7 protein-coding genes are annotated in these 17,999 nt (G+C 55.6%); 5 read left to right on the forward strand and 2 right to left on the reverse strand.

The window, feature by feature from the left end:
• Positions 1-2,062: 2,062 nt before the first annotated feature.
• Together AB7535_RS41560 and nhaA are read left to right on the forward strand one after the other, a co-directional pair.
• Entirely contained in the window at positions 2,063-3,841 is a 1,779-nt protein-coding gene (locus tag AB7535_RS41560) for an arylsulfatase (protein ID WP_439037181.1), read from the forward strand.
• A gap of 297 nt (positions 3,842-4,138) precedes the next feature.
• A complete protein-coding gene (nhaA, locus tag AB7535_RS41565) occupies positions 4,139-5,479 on the forward strand; it encodes a Na+/H+ antiporter NhaA (RefSeq protein WP_439037182.1) in 1,341 nt (446 codons plus the stop codon).
• A gap of 608 nt (positions 5,480-6,087) precedes the next feature.
• On the opposite strand, the gene AB7535_RS41570 is transcribed toward nhaA, so the two are convergent.
• Positions 6,088-6,681 carry a tyrosine-type recombinase/integrase gene (locus tag AB7535_RS41570; RefSeq protein ID WP_439037183.1) on the reverse strand — a complete coding sequence of 198 codons (594 nt, stop codon included), beginning with the start codon at positions 6,679-6,681 and terminating at the stop codon, positions 6,088-6,090.
• A 406-nt stretch (positions 6,682-7,087) separates the two neighbouring features.
• Positions 7,088-7,675 carry a hypothetical protein gene (locus AB7535_RS41575; RefSeq protein ID WP_439037184.1) on the reverse strand — a complete coding sequence of 196 codons (588 nt, stop codon included), beginning with the start codon at positions 7,673-7,675 and terminating at the stop codon, positions 7,088-7,090.
• 1,042 nt (positions 7,676-8,717) lie between these two features.
• On the opposite strand from AB7535_RS41575, the gene AB7535_RS41580 reads away from it, so the two are divergent.
• The 3 genes from AB7535_RS41580 (at position 8,718) to AB7535_RS41590 (ending at position 17,016) form a co-directional block, all read left to right on the forward strand.
• The gene (locus AB7535_RS41580; protein WP_439037185.1) at positions 8,718-10,739 is read left to right on the forward strand and encodes an McrB family protein; all 2,022 of its coding nucleotides are present in this window, start codon (positions 8,718-8,720) and stop codon (positions 10,737-10,739) included.
• 172 nt (positions 10,740-10,911) lie between these two features.
• The gene (locus AB7535_RS41585; protein WP_439037186.1) at positions 10,912-11,991 is read left to right on the forward strand and encodes an McrC family protein; all 1,080 of its coding nucleotides are present in this window, start codon (positions 10,912-10,914) and stop codon (positions 11,989-11,991) included.
• A gap of 258 nt (positions 11,992-12,249) precedes the next feature.
• On the forward strand, positions 12,250-17,016 hold the full coding sequence (locus AB7535_RS41590) for a glycosyltransferase (protein ID WP_439037373.1): 4,767 nt from the start codon (positions 12,250-12,252) through the stop codon (positions 17,014-17,016).
• Positions 17,017-17,999: the final 983 nt, after the last annotated feature.

The following is a 17,999-nucleotide window of genomic DNA, read 5'->3' on the forward strand; positions in this document are numbered from 1 at the left end:
AGGACGTGTGTGGTGCGATAGGAGAGGTGACCGCACATACAGCTTGAAGATGTACTCGTACTCTGTTGTTTTTCTGAAGGAGGCGGATTTGGATATTTCCGTCATCTTGAGCTGGGCCGTCAAAGCTGCGCCGCGCTACCTAAGCACTTTGTTTCAGCTAATTTCGAACCCGAGAACGTTTTTACGGCAAGAAATGGAAACCGCCGACGACGCCATCATGGGCCGCGCATTTGGGTTTGTCTTCATGACAACGATGCTGACAACCCTCCTGGCGTACATCGCGCGTCTCTGGGAGAACCCCCGTAGTTTCCCCCGCCCAGGGGCATCACCCCAGTCTCCTATCTCGGAGGCAGAGCACAAAGCCGCGAGCGTACCCAAACTGAAATCGCCTTAGCACAGTCCTCGTGGTCGTAAATGCCATGGCGCAACTCTTTAACGTATGTGTGCCGGACCAAGGTGATTATCTCTGATAGACCCTTGGCGTCGGGTGCGGACTGAGTATTGATTTGACACTCCATGGGACTTCGAGCGAGTTCTCGGCCATGTGCTGATCGCGCTACCGAGAGCAGACCAAATAGAAAAAGGATTAAAGCAGAACATGCTACCTGTATGGCGCCTTCATACCAATCTTGTTTTTTCAACATGTCTACGTCTTCGAATGATAGCTTGAAGTACCGTATTACAAAGACCGACAACAGTATTGCTGAAATGGGTCCGAATATAATCCAACGTATGTACCTTATCGCCCTTGTTATGAAAGAATTAACAATCGTGCCAAAAGCCAATCCGAGGGACGCTTCGTCGTCAATCGCTCTGATTATGAGCAACCGTTGAGCTTGGGCTGACAGTATTTCGCCCAATCGGGTAGCGGTTCGCAGCACTTCGACGTGGTTCTGTCGTCGTCGAGTAGCTCTTTTGGAGAGCCCATACCACCAACTAAACCCACCGAAAACAAGAGTAACCGCTCCGGCTATGAGCAAAGGTTTGCCAAACTCGTCCATTGGGAAGAGTGATTTCGCCAATACCCATGGTGGTGTCCAAAGGGCTATGAAGACGGCGGCTCTTACCCAACTAGGTTCGTCACCGAAATCGGCATGGTGAGCTTCAATAAACGGAGTAGCCAGCGTTACAACAAGGGGGGGCGGCCCGTCTGCCTCGCATAACCGTGAGCCGTCAGGCTGGTGCAAAAGGTGCAGGGCACGGAGTGCGATATTGCCTCCGTGACTGTGCGCGATGATGAGTTGAGTAGCCTGCGGATGTTCAGCGTGTTTAGCCGATAGCCGTTTCGCGAGGACTTGCGCGGTCTCGTCTCTTATACGGATCGAGTTTTCACCGGTCCAAAGTAGGCGCGTAATTTTGTGCGGGATGTCGTGGAGTTCGGTGCTGAGACGGGTCAAAAACGGACTGCCTTCCTCAAACCAAAATGGGGGTGGCTCCCAAGGTTGCCGTCGCCCCATCAGCCCGCGCACCCATTGTTTGAACCGGAAGAGTCTCGGAAAGAAGCCGCGTGGCCACGTTCCATGCACTAGCGTAATGAAAAGCTGGGGCCGGACTTCTGACATGGTGGCCGCCGTAAGCTTGGGACCAAAAATAATATCTTAACATAGCCTCGGAGCGGTGGCAGCAAATAGTGGCCCGCCGTGTCCGCTTTGGGTCGATTCTGTTGAAAAAGTCCTATGTGGCGCGAATGCCTATTTTTTAGGGGCTACTGATGCGGTCGACGCCGCTGGATACGGGGGACCACGTCAATCTATACTGGATCGCTCTACGATCTTCCTAGCTTTGCCGCGAAGGCTTTTCTTGCCAGAGTTCGCCCCGAACTGATTTCAGCAAGATTTTGCGCTGGTACTATTTTCGACTTTTTCAACAGAATCGGCCACAACCGGACATCGCCGCCGGTTATCCCAATTCTGAGCCTTGCAAAAGAAGCGAGGCGAACTCCGCGTTCATCCACCGCTGCTTTTGACTCGACTCGGACATCCTTTGATCTGGATCAACCCTGAAGTGTGCGCCGCTCCGATTCTGTACGCCCTCAGCGTCTGTCAAAGGAGCGGATCACGCCATGAGCAACGACGACATTCCTAAAAACTCCAAGAGCGCCGAGCCGACCAGCGCAGGATTGAAACGTCGCGATTTGTTATTGAGCGGTACTTCTCTCGTCGCCGCTTCCGCGCTTTCGGCTGTCGGGCTCACAAGCCCGGCCCAAGCGCAGCAGCAACCGGGAGCTCCCGCAACTGACGGAAAGCGTCCAAACATCGTTGTCATCATGGGCGATGACGTTGGTTGGTTCAACATCGGCGCCTACCATCGCGGGATCATGTCGGGCAAGACGCCGAACCTCGACAAGCTGGCATCTGAGGGCATGATATTCACGGATTATTACGCCGAAGCAAGTTGTACGGCAGGTCGGGCGAACTTCATCACCGGCGAGTTGCCGATCCGCACCGGACTGACGACCGTAGGCCAAGCAGGTGCCGATGTGGGGATCCCGGCTGAGGCTGCGACGCTCGCCACCGCCCTGAAGGCACAGGGCTATGCCACCGGGCAGTTCGGCAAGAACCACCTCGGCGACTTGAACAAATATCTCCCTACCGTGCACGGATTCGACGAGTTCTTCGGATATCTGTACCACCTCGACGCGATGTCCGATCCGTACTGGTACTCGTTCCCCGCCAACCAGGACTATTACAACAAGAACGGCCCGCGCAGCCTGATCCATAGCTATGCGACCGATACCGACGATCCGACCGAGATGCCGCGCTGGGGCAAAGTCGGCAAGCAAAAGATCATCGATGAAGGTCCGTTGCCGCCGTTCCCGGATATGTCGAACGTGCCCAACATGCACGATTTGCCTTTCCTGAAGGCGAAGTATGACATGACGACCTTCGACGAAGTGTTGGTCAAGTCTTCCAGTGACTTCATGGACAAGGCCAAGCGGGACGGCAAGCCGTTCTTCGTCTGGCACAATACCACGCGCATGCACGTCTGGACGTTCCTCTCGAAGAAGTACAGCGCGATGCAGAACAGCGAGACGAACTACGGTCTCGAGGAAGCCGGTATGACGCAGATGGATGACAGCATTGGTGCCCTGCTGAAGCATCTCGACGACATCGGTGAGACTAACAACACCATCGTCATCTTCACCACGGACAATGGCGCGGAGGTGTTCACCTGGCCGGATGGCGGCATGACTCCGTTCAAGAATACCAAGGGCACCGTTGGCGAAGGTGGCTTCCGCGTTCCGTGCATCATCCGCTGGCCGGGGGTGATCAAGCCGGGGACCGTCGAGAACCAAATCATGTCCGGGTTGGACTGGTTCCCCACCCTGGTGGCCGCGGCGGGCAATCCCAATATCGGCGAGCAACTGTTAAAGGGCGTGAAGCTCGGCGAGCGGACCTACAAGAACCATCTGGACGGCTACAATCAGATGGATCTGCTCACCGGAAAAGGCCCATCCAAGCGTCATGAGATATTCTACTTCGGTGGCGCGCAGCTTGGTGCTGTCCGCATCGACAACTTCAAGTTCCAGTTCTATCAGCAGCCTTGGGGCTGGCCGGGCGAGAAAACCACCACCGACATGCCCTCGATGGTCAACATTCGTCAGGATCCGTTCGAGCGGACGCCGTTCATTCGCGGCGAGTCGTCAAACGCCGGAGCATTCGGCTATGGCAACGACTTTTTCGCCCGTGAGTTCTGGCGCTTCGTCCTGGTTCAGGAGTATGTCGGGAAGCTAGCCCTGACGGCAATCGATTATCCACCCATGCAGGACCCGGCTTCCTTCAATCTCGAATCGGTGAAGAAGAAGATCGAAGAGATGGTCAAGCACCGCGAAGGTCAGTAGGTCACCTCGGATCGAGGCTTGGTCCCGACAGAGGCAAAGCCAAGGGAGCGTATGTGACAGGTGCGCTCCCTCAAATCGCAAGCCGCGCCTATTGTTTTCTTGTCCGCTCCTGGCGCTTTGGCAAATTGCCTAATCGTGATGTCTGCTATTGACCACCCAGAACAGACATCGGTGACCGATCACTCCTCCGAGGTTGAATTGTCGCCATCGCGATGTATAACGGCGTTCGGGTGCTCGCTGCATTGAGCAGCGACAGGTCAAGCGATGGTCGGGCCGCCACGCGGAAAGCGTGCGCCCATGAACGATAGCTCTTCATTCGACGATCTGCCGAAAGCCCAGCGGCTGGCGGAACAGGCTCTCAGCACCCTACATAGGTTCCTGCATGTTGAGGCTGTCAGCGGTGCCGTGCTCCTCGCGGCCGCGGCCGCTGCACTAATCTGGGCCAACTCTCCGTTCGCTCATAGCTATCACGCCTTTTGGAACCTTCCGCTCACAATCGGTGTCGGCGAATACGTCTTTTCCCGGTCGCTGCATTTCTGGGTCAACGACGCGCTGATGACCGTCTTCTTCCTGGTCGTGGGCATGGAGATTAGGCGCGAGGTCCATGAAGGCGCACTGAGCAGACTCGACCAAGCCGTTCTGCCGCTGGTCGCGGCGACTGGTGGCGTCATCGTCCCGGCGCTCATCTATCTGAGCCTCAACAGCGATCCGGCTAGAGCGCAGGGCTGGGCCGTTCCAACCGCGACAGACATCGCCTTTGCCGTTGGGGTGCTCGCGCTGCTTGGACCAACGATCCCGGTCAATGTGCGGGTCTTCCTTCTTGCACTGGCGATCATCGACGACATCATAGCGGTATTGATCATTGCCATTTTCTACACCGCCAGCCTTCAGCTTGGTGGTTTCATCATCGCGTCAATTGGCGTTCTCGCGGTTTTGGGATGTCAGCGGATTGGGATCGGTTCTTCGCCCTTTTACGTACTGCCCGGTTCTTTGGTTTGGATTGGGTTCATGGTAGCCGGCATTCATCCAACCCTTGCAGGTGTCGTGCTTGGGCTGATAACTCCGGCACGCGCCATACCGATGCGGGAGCCGCCACTGGAAGTCGTGTCGCGAGTGCTCAAGCAGTTGCGAAGCAGCGATGTGGTGAAGGCAAGGGATCCGCACCTGTTAGAGCAACCGCTGCGAGACCTTCGCATAGCTCACCGCGAGATATTGCCGCCGGTGTCGCGGGTGCAGATGGCAATGCATCCGTGGGTGGCTTACGGCGTCATGCCGATCTTCGCGCTGGCGAATGCCGGCGTCAGCTTAACGGGCGCTGATCTCTCCGCGGGGGGGCACCTGGTGATGATGGGCACTGCGCTTGCCTTGGTCGCTGGGAAACCGCTTGGCGTCGTCGGTGCGACTTGGGTCGCGATACGACTGGGCTGGTGCCGCCTTGCTCCTGGAGTTACGTGGGGTGGCGTCTGTCTGGTCGGCCTGCTGGCTGGTATCGGTTTTACAATGTCGATCTTCATCTCGATGCTCGCCTTCTCCGATCAAGGATTATTGAGGGCGGCGAAGCTGGGCGTACTCTTCGGTTCGCTTGTCGCCGCCACACTCGGCCTTGGCTGGGGCGCGACCTACGTTCGACGCCAGTGAAAGCAGCTCAAATGTCTTTCAAAGCTCCCCACGTATCGTTTGTATCGTTTGCCGTCGAGATTCTGCGGTCTGGGGTTACCCAAGTGATGATCATAGAAACTGGCTTGCACCTAAATCCGAAGCATTCCTCGTACAATAAATCCGCCGTGGAAGGTCTCATTTCGGCCGCGCAGAAATATGTTAGCGTCAACATAGAAGGTCCTGCCGCTATTCGGCTTGTTTCGACCCAAAGCGGGGAGATCTGACTGTCTGCTCCCGTTGTTCGTCAGGAATCAGCTCTATTGGGCTTCGCCATCTCGCCAAAGGTTTGATCCGCCGGTAGATCGTCAATGAAAGATGATAAACTTCTATTCTGGCTTTCAGTAGTAGTGGGCCTCCTTGTGATCGGTTACTCGCTCTACGTTCTCTATTTCATTATCGGTTGAGAATGGAACTTGTGGCGCCTTATTGCGATGTTTGGGCATGTCGCCCTTAGCTGAAGGTCGATTGAGCGCGTGTCAAGTCGGCTGTCGGTGGTAAACCGGACGCCTATCCAACTTGGCGTCGACCGCTGCTTTTGACCCGACTCGGACATCAGGCAGACGACGTGCCCGAACTAACGAGTATATCTACCGCCAAAAGTTCTTGAAGCGGGTAGGCGACAACTCAGTGTAGCGGACCGTGTGCTGGATGTTCTTGTGCCCCAAGTATGCCTGCACCGCGCGCGTGTCATGCCCTTTGTTGGCTAGCGAATAGCCGCATGCGTGACGCAGCATGTGTGGATGAGCCTTAAAGCCGAGTCTCGCTATGACGCCAGTGCGCTCGATCATTCGAGCGAAGCCTGCTGTGGTGAACGGAGTGCCGCGCTCCGATGTGAACACAAAGGGCGATTTTGGCTGCTGCTCTCTCTGCAGTTTTCGCAAAGCACGCAACTCGTCGCCAAGAAGCGGGTGCGTGCTTGGGGTGCCGTGTTTAACTCTTCGGACATGAAGGGTGGCTGAGGAGAATTCGATTTGATCCCAACGAAGGTCGGTCAATTCTGAAGCACGAAGGCCGTGTCGATAGGCCACAAGAATCATGGTGGCATCGCGATGGCCATAGCGATTTGCTTTGGCAACGTCGATCAGCTTCTCTACTTCGTCGTGTGTCAGATACTCTCGTGTACGAATTTCGGCGTTCTTGCGCCGAATTGGCATGACTGTTCGTTTTACGATGGCTGGCATCGCATTCCTCCTTCAGATTTGGCCGTGGTTTTTCGGCGGTTTGAGTGTGAACTGTTCGAAGAACGGCTGTTTTACGAACAGGAAAAATCACTGCATTCTGGCGCGAAGCAGCAATTCACAGAGCCTAGGCCGTTCTTGCCTGGCTGCGCTGGATAGCGCGACTTTCGACCCCGCCTAATTCAACGCACTTCTTCAAACCCAATAGGCCGACCACCGTTTGTGCCTGAGCTGCAGAAAGTCGGAAGACTCGTCTGCCCGGTTAGCAGCGAGTACAACGTTCGCCGTCTCATGCGGCAGAGCAAAACACTACCGCGTGCTATTAATGTCCTCGATGACTTCGGACCATCGAGCCGGGAGTGTCGAATTGACGGACAGGCAAAGCTCGCGCTGAACAATTGGGGTATCTCTAGCCCGATTTGAAGAAGTCGCTCCACTCGTTTGGTCTATCTTTTCGAGGAGGTCTGCTAGGGGTGGTGATGAACTGAAAATGAACTGCTCTGTCCTGACAGTAAGAGTTTATGGCTTCTACTCGCGGTTTCATTCTAGGAATGTCGGACAGCGTTTTCCTTGTAAAGCACACTCGCTTTAGCGAGCCCAGCTTCTGAAGTTCCTCAACAACGTTTCGCCAACCCCATTCAGGCACTTTAGCATCGATATATTTGTCGTCGTAGTTGGTTTCCTGACCTCGTTCGACTTCGATCTCAGATATTAGGTCGATAAAATCGATTTTGTACTCCCTGATAAAATCCTTCTTTTGATTTATTTTCTCCTCGTACTGATCTCCAAGTTTCTTCTGCTTTAGACTTACATGGTTCAACGCAAGGGGCGCGACTGTCCAGAAGTAGTTCCTCGGACGCGAGTAGAAAAACTCTGCATTGTTTCCTTTGGCGCACGGATTGAAAGTACCGACGATTAATGTCTCCGTACCCGGATCAACTTTGTGATCCAAAAACTTATGTTTTATCGTTCTCAAGAAATCTTTATTCTCGTCCATTTTCCTATTCCTGGCATTGGTGGATCAGCAATTAAACGCTTCGCCCAAGCAATCTGAGCGGCTTGGTCCCGCTCCGGATCTCCTAACTCCCCAATTAGCACAACTTCGGCGAGCCGAACCTGCAATGATTCTCATTCGGCGTGCCACAAAGAGGAGCAATTTTCCTATTTAGAGAGGCGCGAGCGGCCAGAAGGCGCTCTGGTTCGACCTTGCTTGAAACAGCTTTGCGAATCTTTCGGCCCAGAAAAAAACGCGATCCTTTCGGCGTTCGCTCCGCTTGGGTGTGGGAGACCCGAAAGAATGCGGTCTGCAGGAAGCCGAAGATGCTTTGCAACTGCCTCCATCGCGTTTGCTAACTTCGGACCCAAGGGAGTAAATAACGCCTTTGGAAACATGGTCATTTCGGTCGCAAGCCGTTGCATGAGCTGGGACCACAAGAGCGGAGTCGAAATCATCGATGGATTGCCAGGATAATTTTCCGTCAACGAAAGCCGGATTTCGTAAAGCGGAAGTAAAGTGCACTCGCGAGGCGTCTCTATCCGCAGGACCGACATCCATGCATTGCTCGACACCATGGTGGAGGAGGGGCGGCACGGCATGGCGCGGGAGGTGCGGAAGACTTGTCGCGCTTTTTTAATTGGTGCATCGACCGCGAACTGGTGCACGCCAACCCTCTGGACGGCCTCCCTCGACGCGACCTAACCTAAGCGCCAACTACGAGGCGGGCAGGGCGGTCACCGGCGCCGACGGGATACGGGTTTGCCATGAGTCACCAGTGCGCTTCCCCATCCGGGCGGCGGGCCTCCGCACTTTCTCCGTGGGCAAGCGAGCGGCTTACATCATGGCCCATGGCCGCGCTCGCGCCGAGAGGATAATATGCTCTGGGCCGCACAAGTGGCTGTGAAGGGGGAACCGCTTGGCACGATACAATCCACGTCATCAAAATTCTGACCGGACACTCGCCGCAGCGGCAGAGTGGCGTGACCGGTGCCTCGTCGAGGATGGGTCGGTTTTCGCGAGCGCGTCTGTTTGGACTGCTTCGTTGGTCGCCGAGCTTGACGAGCGCTTCAATAACCAGCCGGACATGGGCGCGGGCAAGTTTCAGGAGAAGCTGAAGCGCCAGCTCGCTAAGGCTTTGCCGCTCGTCTCAAGGCTTGCAGCCGAGATGCTTTGGGTAATGAACCTATTCCCCAGCAACATAGGGCCGGCTGCTAAGCAGGCTGCGGTCAGGGAGGCTTGGAGCTGGTCAGGCGAAGAATTGCCTCAAGATCATCCGATGCTAGACCGGTTCCTTCTGAGCGGACTGGGATCGGGCGGCCCCGGCTTCCTGGCTCATCGCTGGCGCGAGCTTCGTTTCTTTATCAACTCGACACGCGCGTTCAAGGCGCGAGATGCAAATGCGCGCCGTGCGCTTGTCTCCGATCCCATCGCATACGCGACCTGGCTCGATGAAGTGCCGGACGAAGGATACCGCCAGCTAAAGCATATTCTACCATTTCTGCTATTCCCCGACCATTTCGAGCGTATCTCAGGCGCGGGCGACATCCGTCGTATTCTATCAACGGTCGGAAACATTGGGCGCGACCAGCTCAAGCGCATGTCAAAGGTCCAACAGGACGAAGCATTGCTGCGCCTCCGGGGTCAGCTTCAGGAAGGCCGCACGGAAGAGATCGACTTTTATCAACCCGACCTGAAGCAGGCCTGGGCTCCAATCGAGCCAGAAGCGGACGAACAGGCCACCTTTGAGACCGCCGCCGAAGCGCCAGATGGCCTCCCCGCCACCTCAATGCTGCCACTCAACCTCATCTTGTACGGCCCGCCCGGAACGGGAAAGACCTACAAGACCGTTGACCGTGCGCTCCAAGTGCTTGATGCGGGCTTTGCTCACGAGAACAGGGGAGATCGTGAGGCGCTTAAGGCGCGGTTCGATGATTTGGTTCAGGCGGGAAGCGTTCAGTTCGTCACCTTCCATCAAAGCTTCAGCTATGAGGACTTTGTTGAGGGGCTCCGGGCTGAGGCTGGGGAGGGCGGGGCAATCAACTACTACGTCGCCGACGGCGTCTTGAAGACGTTGTGCAGGTCGATGCTCGCGCCGAGATCGCGGCTGACGCCCGGAATGCGGTTTGGCACTGGCTACGTTGTTCAACGGTGTACGGACGAGATCCTGTGGCTGGTGAAACCAAATGGCGCAAACCTACCGTTCCCATGGGAGGTTATCGACGAGCTTTCGGGCCTACTGGCCGTTGGGCGGATCACGTTGGAGGACGTACGCAAAGGCGAGGTGTTCGATAAGGTTCCTGAGAGCCGCATCGAGAAGTACCTGGTCAACGGCTACACCAACATCCTGCCGCCGATCCTTGAGGCGGTGAGCCAGAAGGCCCACCAAGTTTCTGGCTCCCAGCGACGCGTGTTGATCATCGACGAGATCAATCGCGGCAACATCTCCAAGATATTTGGCGAGCTGATCACGCTGCTGGAACCGTCGAAGCGAGACGGCGCAAGTGAGGCGCTTACGACCGTGCTTCCTTACTCCAAGCAGCCATTCAGTGTGCCGAGTGGCCTCCACATCATCGGGACCATGAATACCGCAGACCGCTCGCTCGCCGCAATCGACATCGCCCTCCGCCGCCGCTTCGTCTTTGAGGAGGTCGAGCCTGACGTGAATAGCCTTGAGGGCATCGAAATTGCTGGCATCGACGTGGCTAAGCTGCTGGACGCTATGAACGCGCGCATCGAGCGACTCCTCGACCGAGATCATCGCATTGGTCACGCGTATTTCCTCGGGCTAAGTGCGAGTGACGACATCCGGCAACTGCGTGCCGTATTCGTAAGCCAAGTTATTCCATTGTTGCAGGAGTACTTTTTCGACGATTGGCAGCGCGTCCGACTGGTGCTCAACGACCATCGCAAGAGTGATCGGGCAGACCGGTTCATCGTCGAGCGGAGCGAGACCGTCGAACAACTTTTTGGCGCCGGCGACCTTGATGTGCCGACGTTGAGGGCTTGGCAAATAAATCCCGAGGCACTCGTCAGGCCGTCGGCTTACAAGACGATAATAGGCTGAGGCGAGCATGCCGATTGTCAGGGAGTTCGCTCGGCTGACGGTCGAGCCTACGGTCCAGTCTTTGGATCAAGCTACGATAACGCCTAGCGCGTTTCACTGGCTGGCCGAGCATGGATCCACCGGGCCATCATCGTCGGGGATCGTGCGGCTCGAGGGGCCCAGAACGCTCCGGGTGTTGAACTATGTCGGCGTGGTCGAGACGCCCTGCGGGACGCAGATCGAGATCCTTCCCAAGTACACGCAGTCTAGCGAGGACGTCGAAGGTGCGCGTCGTCTGCTGGTGAGCATGGTCATGGAAGCGTTGCGGCTGAAGCCAAGACAGGGAGCAACGTCCGAGATCTCGGCATTCAAGCTGCCCTTGCCCGAGTGGCTGGCATCGCGCTTCCTTCAGGAGGCATCCGACCTTCTCCATCGGGGGCTCCGGCAGAGCTATCAACGTGTCGAAGCCCGAGAGCCACTTCTACGAGGGGCACTCGACGTTGTCCGGCAGATCCGGTCGGGACCCGCAAGCGCACATCTGCTTTCTTTCCAGCATGACGTTTTTTCCTTCGATAGACCCGAGAACCGCCTTCTGCGCTCTGCGATAGAGCTGATCCTTCGGTCAACGCGGGCCAGTGACAACTGGCGCCTGGCGCGCGAACTATCAACGACGATGGCTGACATCCCCGAAACCATCGACATCAGTGCCGACTTGCGACGATGGAGCAAGGATCGGCTCATGGCCGATTATTCGACGATGAGGACGCTTTGCGAGCTAATCCTGCTGCGCCGAACACCCTTCGCGATCTCAGGCGCTCACCGGGGGGGTAGCATGCTTTTCCCGATGGAGCGTCTGTTTGAGCACTATGTGCTGGCATCGCTCCTAAAGGTTGCTCCAAGCTCGATGGAGATCAGAGCCCAGCTTGGCGACCGGCATCTCTGCGAGCACGAAGACGATATGTGGTTCCGTCTTCGGCCAGACATCGTGCTGAGCGATGGAGTCCGTAGTTGGATCATCGACACCAAATGGAAGTTGCTGAGCAGTGACCGGGCGCGACAATACGAACTGAGCCAATCGGACTTTTATCAGATGTTCGCCTACGGACGGAAATATTTAAACGGTGTTGGAGACCTGTTCTTGGTCTACCCTCGGACGGCGGTCTTCTCCGAGCCGCTGCCACCGTTTCACTTTTCATCTGAAATGAGGTTGCACGTCCTGCCGTTTGACCTTCTGCGACGGCAGGCGCCGTATCCCTTCCTTAGTTGCACGTGAAGCCACGAATGCGCGGTTAGCCTGGCCCTCACAGTCGCGGCCGGCATCACGATGAGTCCAAAGATTAGTTGGCAACGAGCAAGTCTCGACTTATTGGTCGAGCGATAGCATCTCATCATCTGATGGTTGCAAGGGGGCATGATGAAGTCACGGCACTTCCACCTTTGGCGGCGGCAATGGCGTCAGTTGGACGCAGCTAGGCCTGAGACGCAGCACGACGATGTAAGTCTTTCTTTCCTTAGAAACGTTCCGTGCTTGGTGCTGCTTGGGGCCCCCGGACTTGGAAAATCGAGTGAAATTAGGCTCGAAGCGCAAAGCGCCATCGCAAACGGCGAAGTTGCGGACGTCGTCGCTCTAGGGCGCGTCACCGGCCTAGATGAACTCGAGACTCTCGTGCTGTCGAAAGCGAGGCGACCTGAGTTACGAGGCGCAATCTGGAATTTGTTCCTGGATGGCCTCGACGAGTCGCTGCCACAGATCGCTCAATCTCAGGACGGCATCGCCTCTGTCTTTCGAAAGCTAGTTGCCATCCAGGATCTAAGTAATGTCAGGCTTCGGCTGACCTGCCGTTCGGCAGAGTGGCCTTCCTCAATTGAGGCTGCCCTGAAAGAAATTTGGGGGGCGTCGCATACGAAGACCTACGAGCTTCAGGAATTGAGTGACGAGGACGTACAGGTAGCAATCTCGGAGCTTCCGCCGGATCGTTCCGCAGCATTTCTGTCTCAGATCGAACGTCGCGAGGTGGACGCCCTAACGCGGCGACCAATTACCCTCAATATGCTGCTCGATGTGTTCGCGCAGAATTCGGAACTTCCCACGCAACGGGCGCGTCTCTATCGAGACGCTCTTCTCGTATCTCTCGAAGAGACCAGCAAGGATAGTTTATTTCCCGACGCGCGCTCGAAGATGATCGTTGCCGCTAGGATTGGTGCAGCATCAATCTTCTCGAATTGCACGGAGATCTCTATCGAGGCACATCGCGCAACTGAAGCTGGACGCGTAGTCGCAATCTCCGAAATAGCAGGTGGTTATGAGCCGGCATCTAGTGGCACCTTTCAGGTCGGGGACATTGATCTTTACCAAGCACTGCTATCGCCTCTCTTCATTCCGGTGAACGAAACGCTATTTGCATGGAGCCACCAAACCTTTGCTGAGTTTCTGGCCGCCTACTATCTGATCGAGCGCGGACTTAGCTCGCAGAATATCTTGGATTTTCTTCGCTCAGCGGAGGATCGACGGATCCCGCCACAGTTGCGAGAGGTTTCCGCCTGGCTCGCAAGTATGGATGATGCGTTGTTCAACGCGCTCGCGGAAACCGATCCAGATATCCTTCTTCGTAGTGATGTCGCCTCTGCGTCCCCGCAGGCACGAGAAGCTCTCGTTAGTGGGCTGTTGCTGCGATTTGATACAGCCGAGCTGCATGACTTCAATATTGAAGACAGGCTTCGATATGACTGCCTTGGCCACCCGGGCTTGGGTGAACAGCTCCTCCCTTATATTCTTGACAAGCAAAAGAACTTAGTTGTTCGTCGAGTTGCAATCGACATTGCGGAGGCGAATGGCGGAGCTGGAATTGAGAATATTCTCGCCAACGTATCACTCGATCCGACCGAAACACTTCACATTCGAACCCAAGCCGCAGCTGCCGTGTCGGCGGTCGCCAATGAGCCAATTCGCTTGCGCTTGCGTCCGCTATTGGAGAACAACGCCGCCGACGAAAATGACGAGCTGAAAGGTTGGGCGCTGCGAGCGCTCTGGCCTAAGCATTTATCGGTTCGCGAACTGATCCATTCGCTAACACCGGAGAAAAACAGCAGCTGGATCGGCTCATACACACTTTTCATCTCACGGCTTGAGCTTCCGGAGCTAACGGATGAGGAGGCGCAGGAAGTATTGCAGTGGATTGCGGTTGTCGCTTCAGAAGAAAGGCGCAGCCGCACATTGGGCCGGGCCATCCCTAAATTTCTTGATCGTGTATGGGAAAGATCTGACCGTCCGGTCGTGCGCAGCGCTCTTGCCAAATTCTTCTTAGATCTATTCTCGAGCGCTCAATATTCCATTCTCCAAGAAGGTTCTAATGAGTTTTTGCTTCGTCTCTCTCGTGCCGGCGAGCGCCGGCTTCAGCTGGTAGAGGAAATTGTAGGGCTGAATAAGTCGGCAAATTGGTCTTGGCTCGCTTTTGCATTTCCCTTTCCCTTCGTTACGTATGAAGACTTGCCATGGCTGTTGAAACACCTTCGGAATCCAAGCAGTCAATTTCCTGAAGAAGCTGCCGTCCAGCTGGTTCTCGCTGTCATTCCGAGAGACGACATCGAGCGCCTCGAGCCAATCTGGGCTTATGCCGAAAACTCGACCTTGCTCATGAGTGGGCTGAGGTCGCTCTTCACTTGCGAGGTGGACTCGGCCACTTCCAAATGGCAACGAGAGGACTACGAGAGAACCAAGGCGAGATTGGCAGAGACCGAAAAGCGGCGGTTTGATGCGCTCGACGCTGTTGAGAAGAAGCTACAGGCAGTTGAGCTGGCAAATAGCTTTGGATGGTGGGAGCTGAACCTAGCTTTTCTTGCAGATGATCGAGGGTTCCTTAATCAAGAATTTCAATCTGACCTAATTTCGACCAAGCTGTGGGCGGCTATCCCAGACGCGATGCGAGATCGCCTTGTCGTTGTGGCTGCGCGCTACTTGACCGAGAACAAGCTATCGTCCTCATCTTGGTTGGGCACAAACACCTTTCATCGCCCCGCTGCCGCTGGCTATCGTGCGATGCGATTGCTGTTGAAGCTCGCCCCCGAGAGCTTTGCCAATCTGTCGCCGGAGGTTTGGCAAAACTGGTGTTCGTGCATCTTTATATCATTCAATGAAAGCCAAGATGGACTAGAGGCAAATGAAATAATTGCGGCAAGGGCATATGAATTGGCTCCTGAGCGGGTTTTGCGTTCGCTCGCCAGGATCCTTTTCAAGGGCAGGTCAGAATACGACGCTAGGCACGCATTGCGTCTTCTCGACTCGAGCTATAACGAGATTCTGGGCTCCTTTTTGTGGGCGGTCTTTGGCAAGCTTGAGCCCGGTAAAGTTCGCGAAGCTCTAATAAGCCATCTGGCGAGCAAATCATTTTCGCCGGTCGTTGACGCGTTGCTGAGAGACCTAAGCTCTGAGCCAGGCGCAGCCAGCGCAATGTTTTCAGAGCCTGAGTTCGTTGCGGGAGTCGCGAGCCTATTGCAAAGCGATCCGCCCGCTGTTTGGCCCAGCTTCGCGCGTTTTCGGGAAACCCACGGGCCGCAAGCGATTGAGATTATAAGGTCGCTCGATTTCGAGTCTTCGTTCGTATCAAGGATGACGGAAGCGGGCCTCGCTGACTTCTACATCTGGAGCTACAAAGAGATTCCGCCTCCAGCAAGAGAGAGTGGTGAAGCTAGTTGGGTTGGGCCGGATGATCAGATCGATCATTTGCGTGGTGCCGCGCTTCGGCGATTAACGGCTCTTGGAACTGCGGCCGCCGTCGCATCCGTGAGACGTATAGCAACCGAAGTAGTGCAGGCTCCGTGGTTGAAGTATCACATACTGGATGCGCGCAGAGCGTTCGATGCTACATCGTGGAGGCTCAGAGAGCCGTCGGAAGTCATTTCGGCCATTGCTTTGCTTGGGCCGATTGAGCCCCCACGAAGCACGAAGGCAGCACTGACTGAGTTGGCTGATGCCAGCGCCCATGATCTCAGGGGCGTAGATGAGGTACTAAGCAGCACGCCAGCTGCAACAATCGAGGAGAGCCAGCGACCCGCAGCATCTCAAATTGTTAGGAAGAAAATTCTGGCGGTTGCGACAGAATGGCGCTCGGGGCACGGGGGCCTATCTACGGTAAACAGAGAACTGTGCGTAGCGCTCGCAAAGCTCGGACACGAACTGGTCTGTCTTGTTCTGAGTGCGAGCAGCGAGGAAATCAGTGACGCGATGGCGGCGAGCGTTAGGCTTATCACGCCGCGCAAAGATCCGTATCCTGAGCCGACCGACGTTATCTTGCGGCTTTTGCTTTTCTCTAAAAGAGATCTTCAGGCATTTCAGCCGGATGTCGTCGTTGGGCATGACCACATCACAGGAACGGCTGCCCATCATATCGCCCACGATGTGTACGACGTGCCCTATGTCCATTTCATTCATACGCTACCGGAGGAAATCGAACGACACAAAACACGCGGCCCGCAATCTGTATTGAGGGGCGCTATGAAGGGGCAAATTCAAGTCGAGCAGTGTAAGTCGGCGGATTTGGTCGTCGCAATTGGTCCAAGAATTTTCCAGCAGATTAGTGGGCGGCTGAGCCGCGCGGACGTACCGATTGTTGAGATGTGGCCCGGACTCAATTCCATGCTAGTCGGGCATAACGTAGATCCTGCTCAACAGCGAGGAGTGAACTGCCTTTTGATCGCTAGGTTTGAAGACCCCGTATTGAAAGGAGCACCACTCGCTTGCCAAGTGATCGGCAAGATCAACTCGAGTTGGCCGGGCAAGCCCTGGACGCGCCCCCATTTGATTATGCGAGGTTTTACCGTAGATGGTGTTGATGACGAAATACGGGCCATTGATGGCTACACGGCAGCTGAAGAATACGTGACATGCAGGCCTTACACTGAGATTGAAGATGATATCGCGGGCGATATTTGCGGCTCGTCTGTCGTGCTTATGCCATCGAGGACGGAGGGCTTCGGCCTATCTGCTTTGGAGGGCATCGCCGCTGGAATACCTGCACTCATCAGCTCGACCAGCGGCTTAGCTCAGCTGCTGTTGCAGGCGAACATTTCACCTGTTGTGACCGGTATCGCAAATGATTGGGTCGCCGACGTGACGGGCCCCGATCCAGATGCAATCATTGCGGATTGGGCGAGCCGCGTTGAAAAGATTGTGGCCGATCCTCCGACAGCATTTCGGCAAGCCCAACAGCTGAGAGATAATCTCTCCTCGGTCTTGAGCTGGGAAAACGCCGCTCGGAAATTCTCGCAAGAAATTGAAACACTGTTGCAACGCGCTCCGTAACACGATGAAGGCCCGTCAGGGGAGGGCATCGCCAATTGAGCTGCAAGTGCAGCGCTCGCCCGAAGTTCCTGAGACAAAAATTTTGCCGGTGGGCATTTCGGTCGTTTCGAGCGCCGATTTTGGGGTACGGGGGGCACGGGTTGCGACTACAATCGCTGCGCCGGGCGGGGCCGTGCTGTCAGGGTGCTGTCAGTCGGAATTTTTGGAATCGGCCGTTCGGCTATGGACACCTATTCCACCGAACACCCAGAAGCTCTCGCGGCTGAAGAACGATACAAGGGGTGAAAAACGAATGACGCAACAACCGCCGCCTGTTCCGCAACAACCGCCGCCTGTTCGGGGTCGAAACGACGTGTTTATTGTGGGTTGTCTCGTAGCACCCATCGCATTCATTGCCGCATGCGTGCTCTTGATTTGGATGTTGTTTCAGTTTGACTTTCTTCAGTTGCTCTTTTTCTCATCCTCCGGCCCAAGATCGTAGGAAGATGGATGCCGGTTAGCACCGGTATCGGCGTGGATCTGCGCACTCGTTGAGTGCGATCAATTTAACCGGAGCACGAACGACCTTGCGAGCCACATACGTCGTATCGAAATACTACGAAGCGGCTTTCTCGATTTTCGCTGGCGCAGGATTTGAATAGATAGTTGCGATAAGTGCGTGGCGTTGGATCATTCTTCTACTTCGGTATGCAGGGCGTCGAGCCAAAAAAGGCCGCCACGAGAGCAGATTTCTCTCTCGCTGCCATATCTAGATCGGAGCCAAAGCCAGCTAACACAGCCGCGGTTTCTGCAAGCACTTTGTCGCAGGAGCACGCTCCCCTGCCTACTCGGTCATAACATTCATCGTGTTTTTTACACGCAGCATCGAGCGAATCGACCGGTTGACCTCCGCGATTTCCTAGCCCGCAGTAGTTACCGTGGATGGGCTGATCGCGGCGAGTGGCTCCTTTTCCGCATTCCGCTCCTTTCTTAGTGAGACAGAT

The organism is Bradyrhizobium sp. 956_D2_N1_4 (assembly GCF_052076025.1).
Lineage (GTDB): Bacteria > Pseudomonadota > Alphaproteobacteria > Rhizobiales > Xanthobacteraceae > Bradyrhizobium > Bradyrhizobium barranii.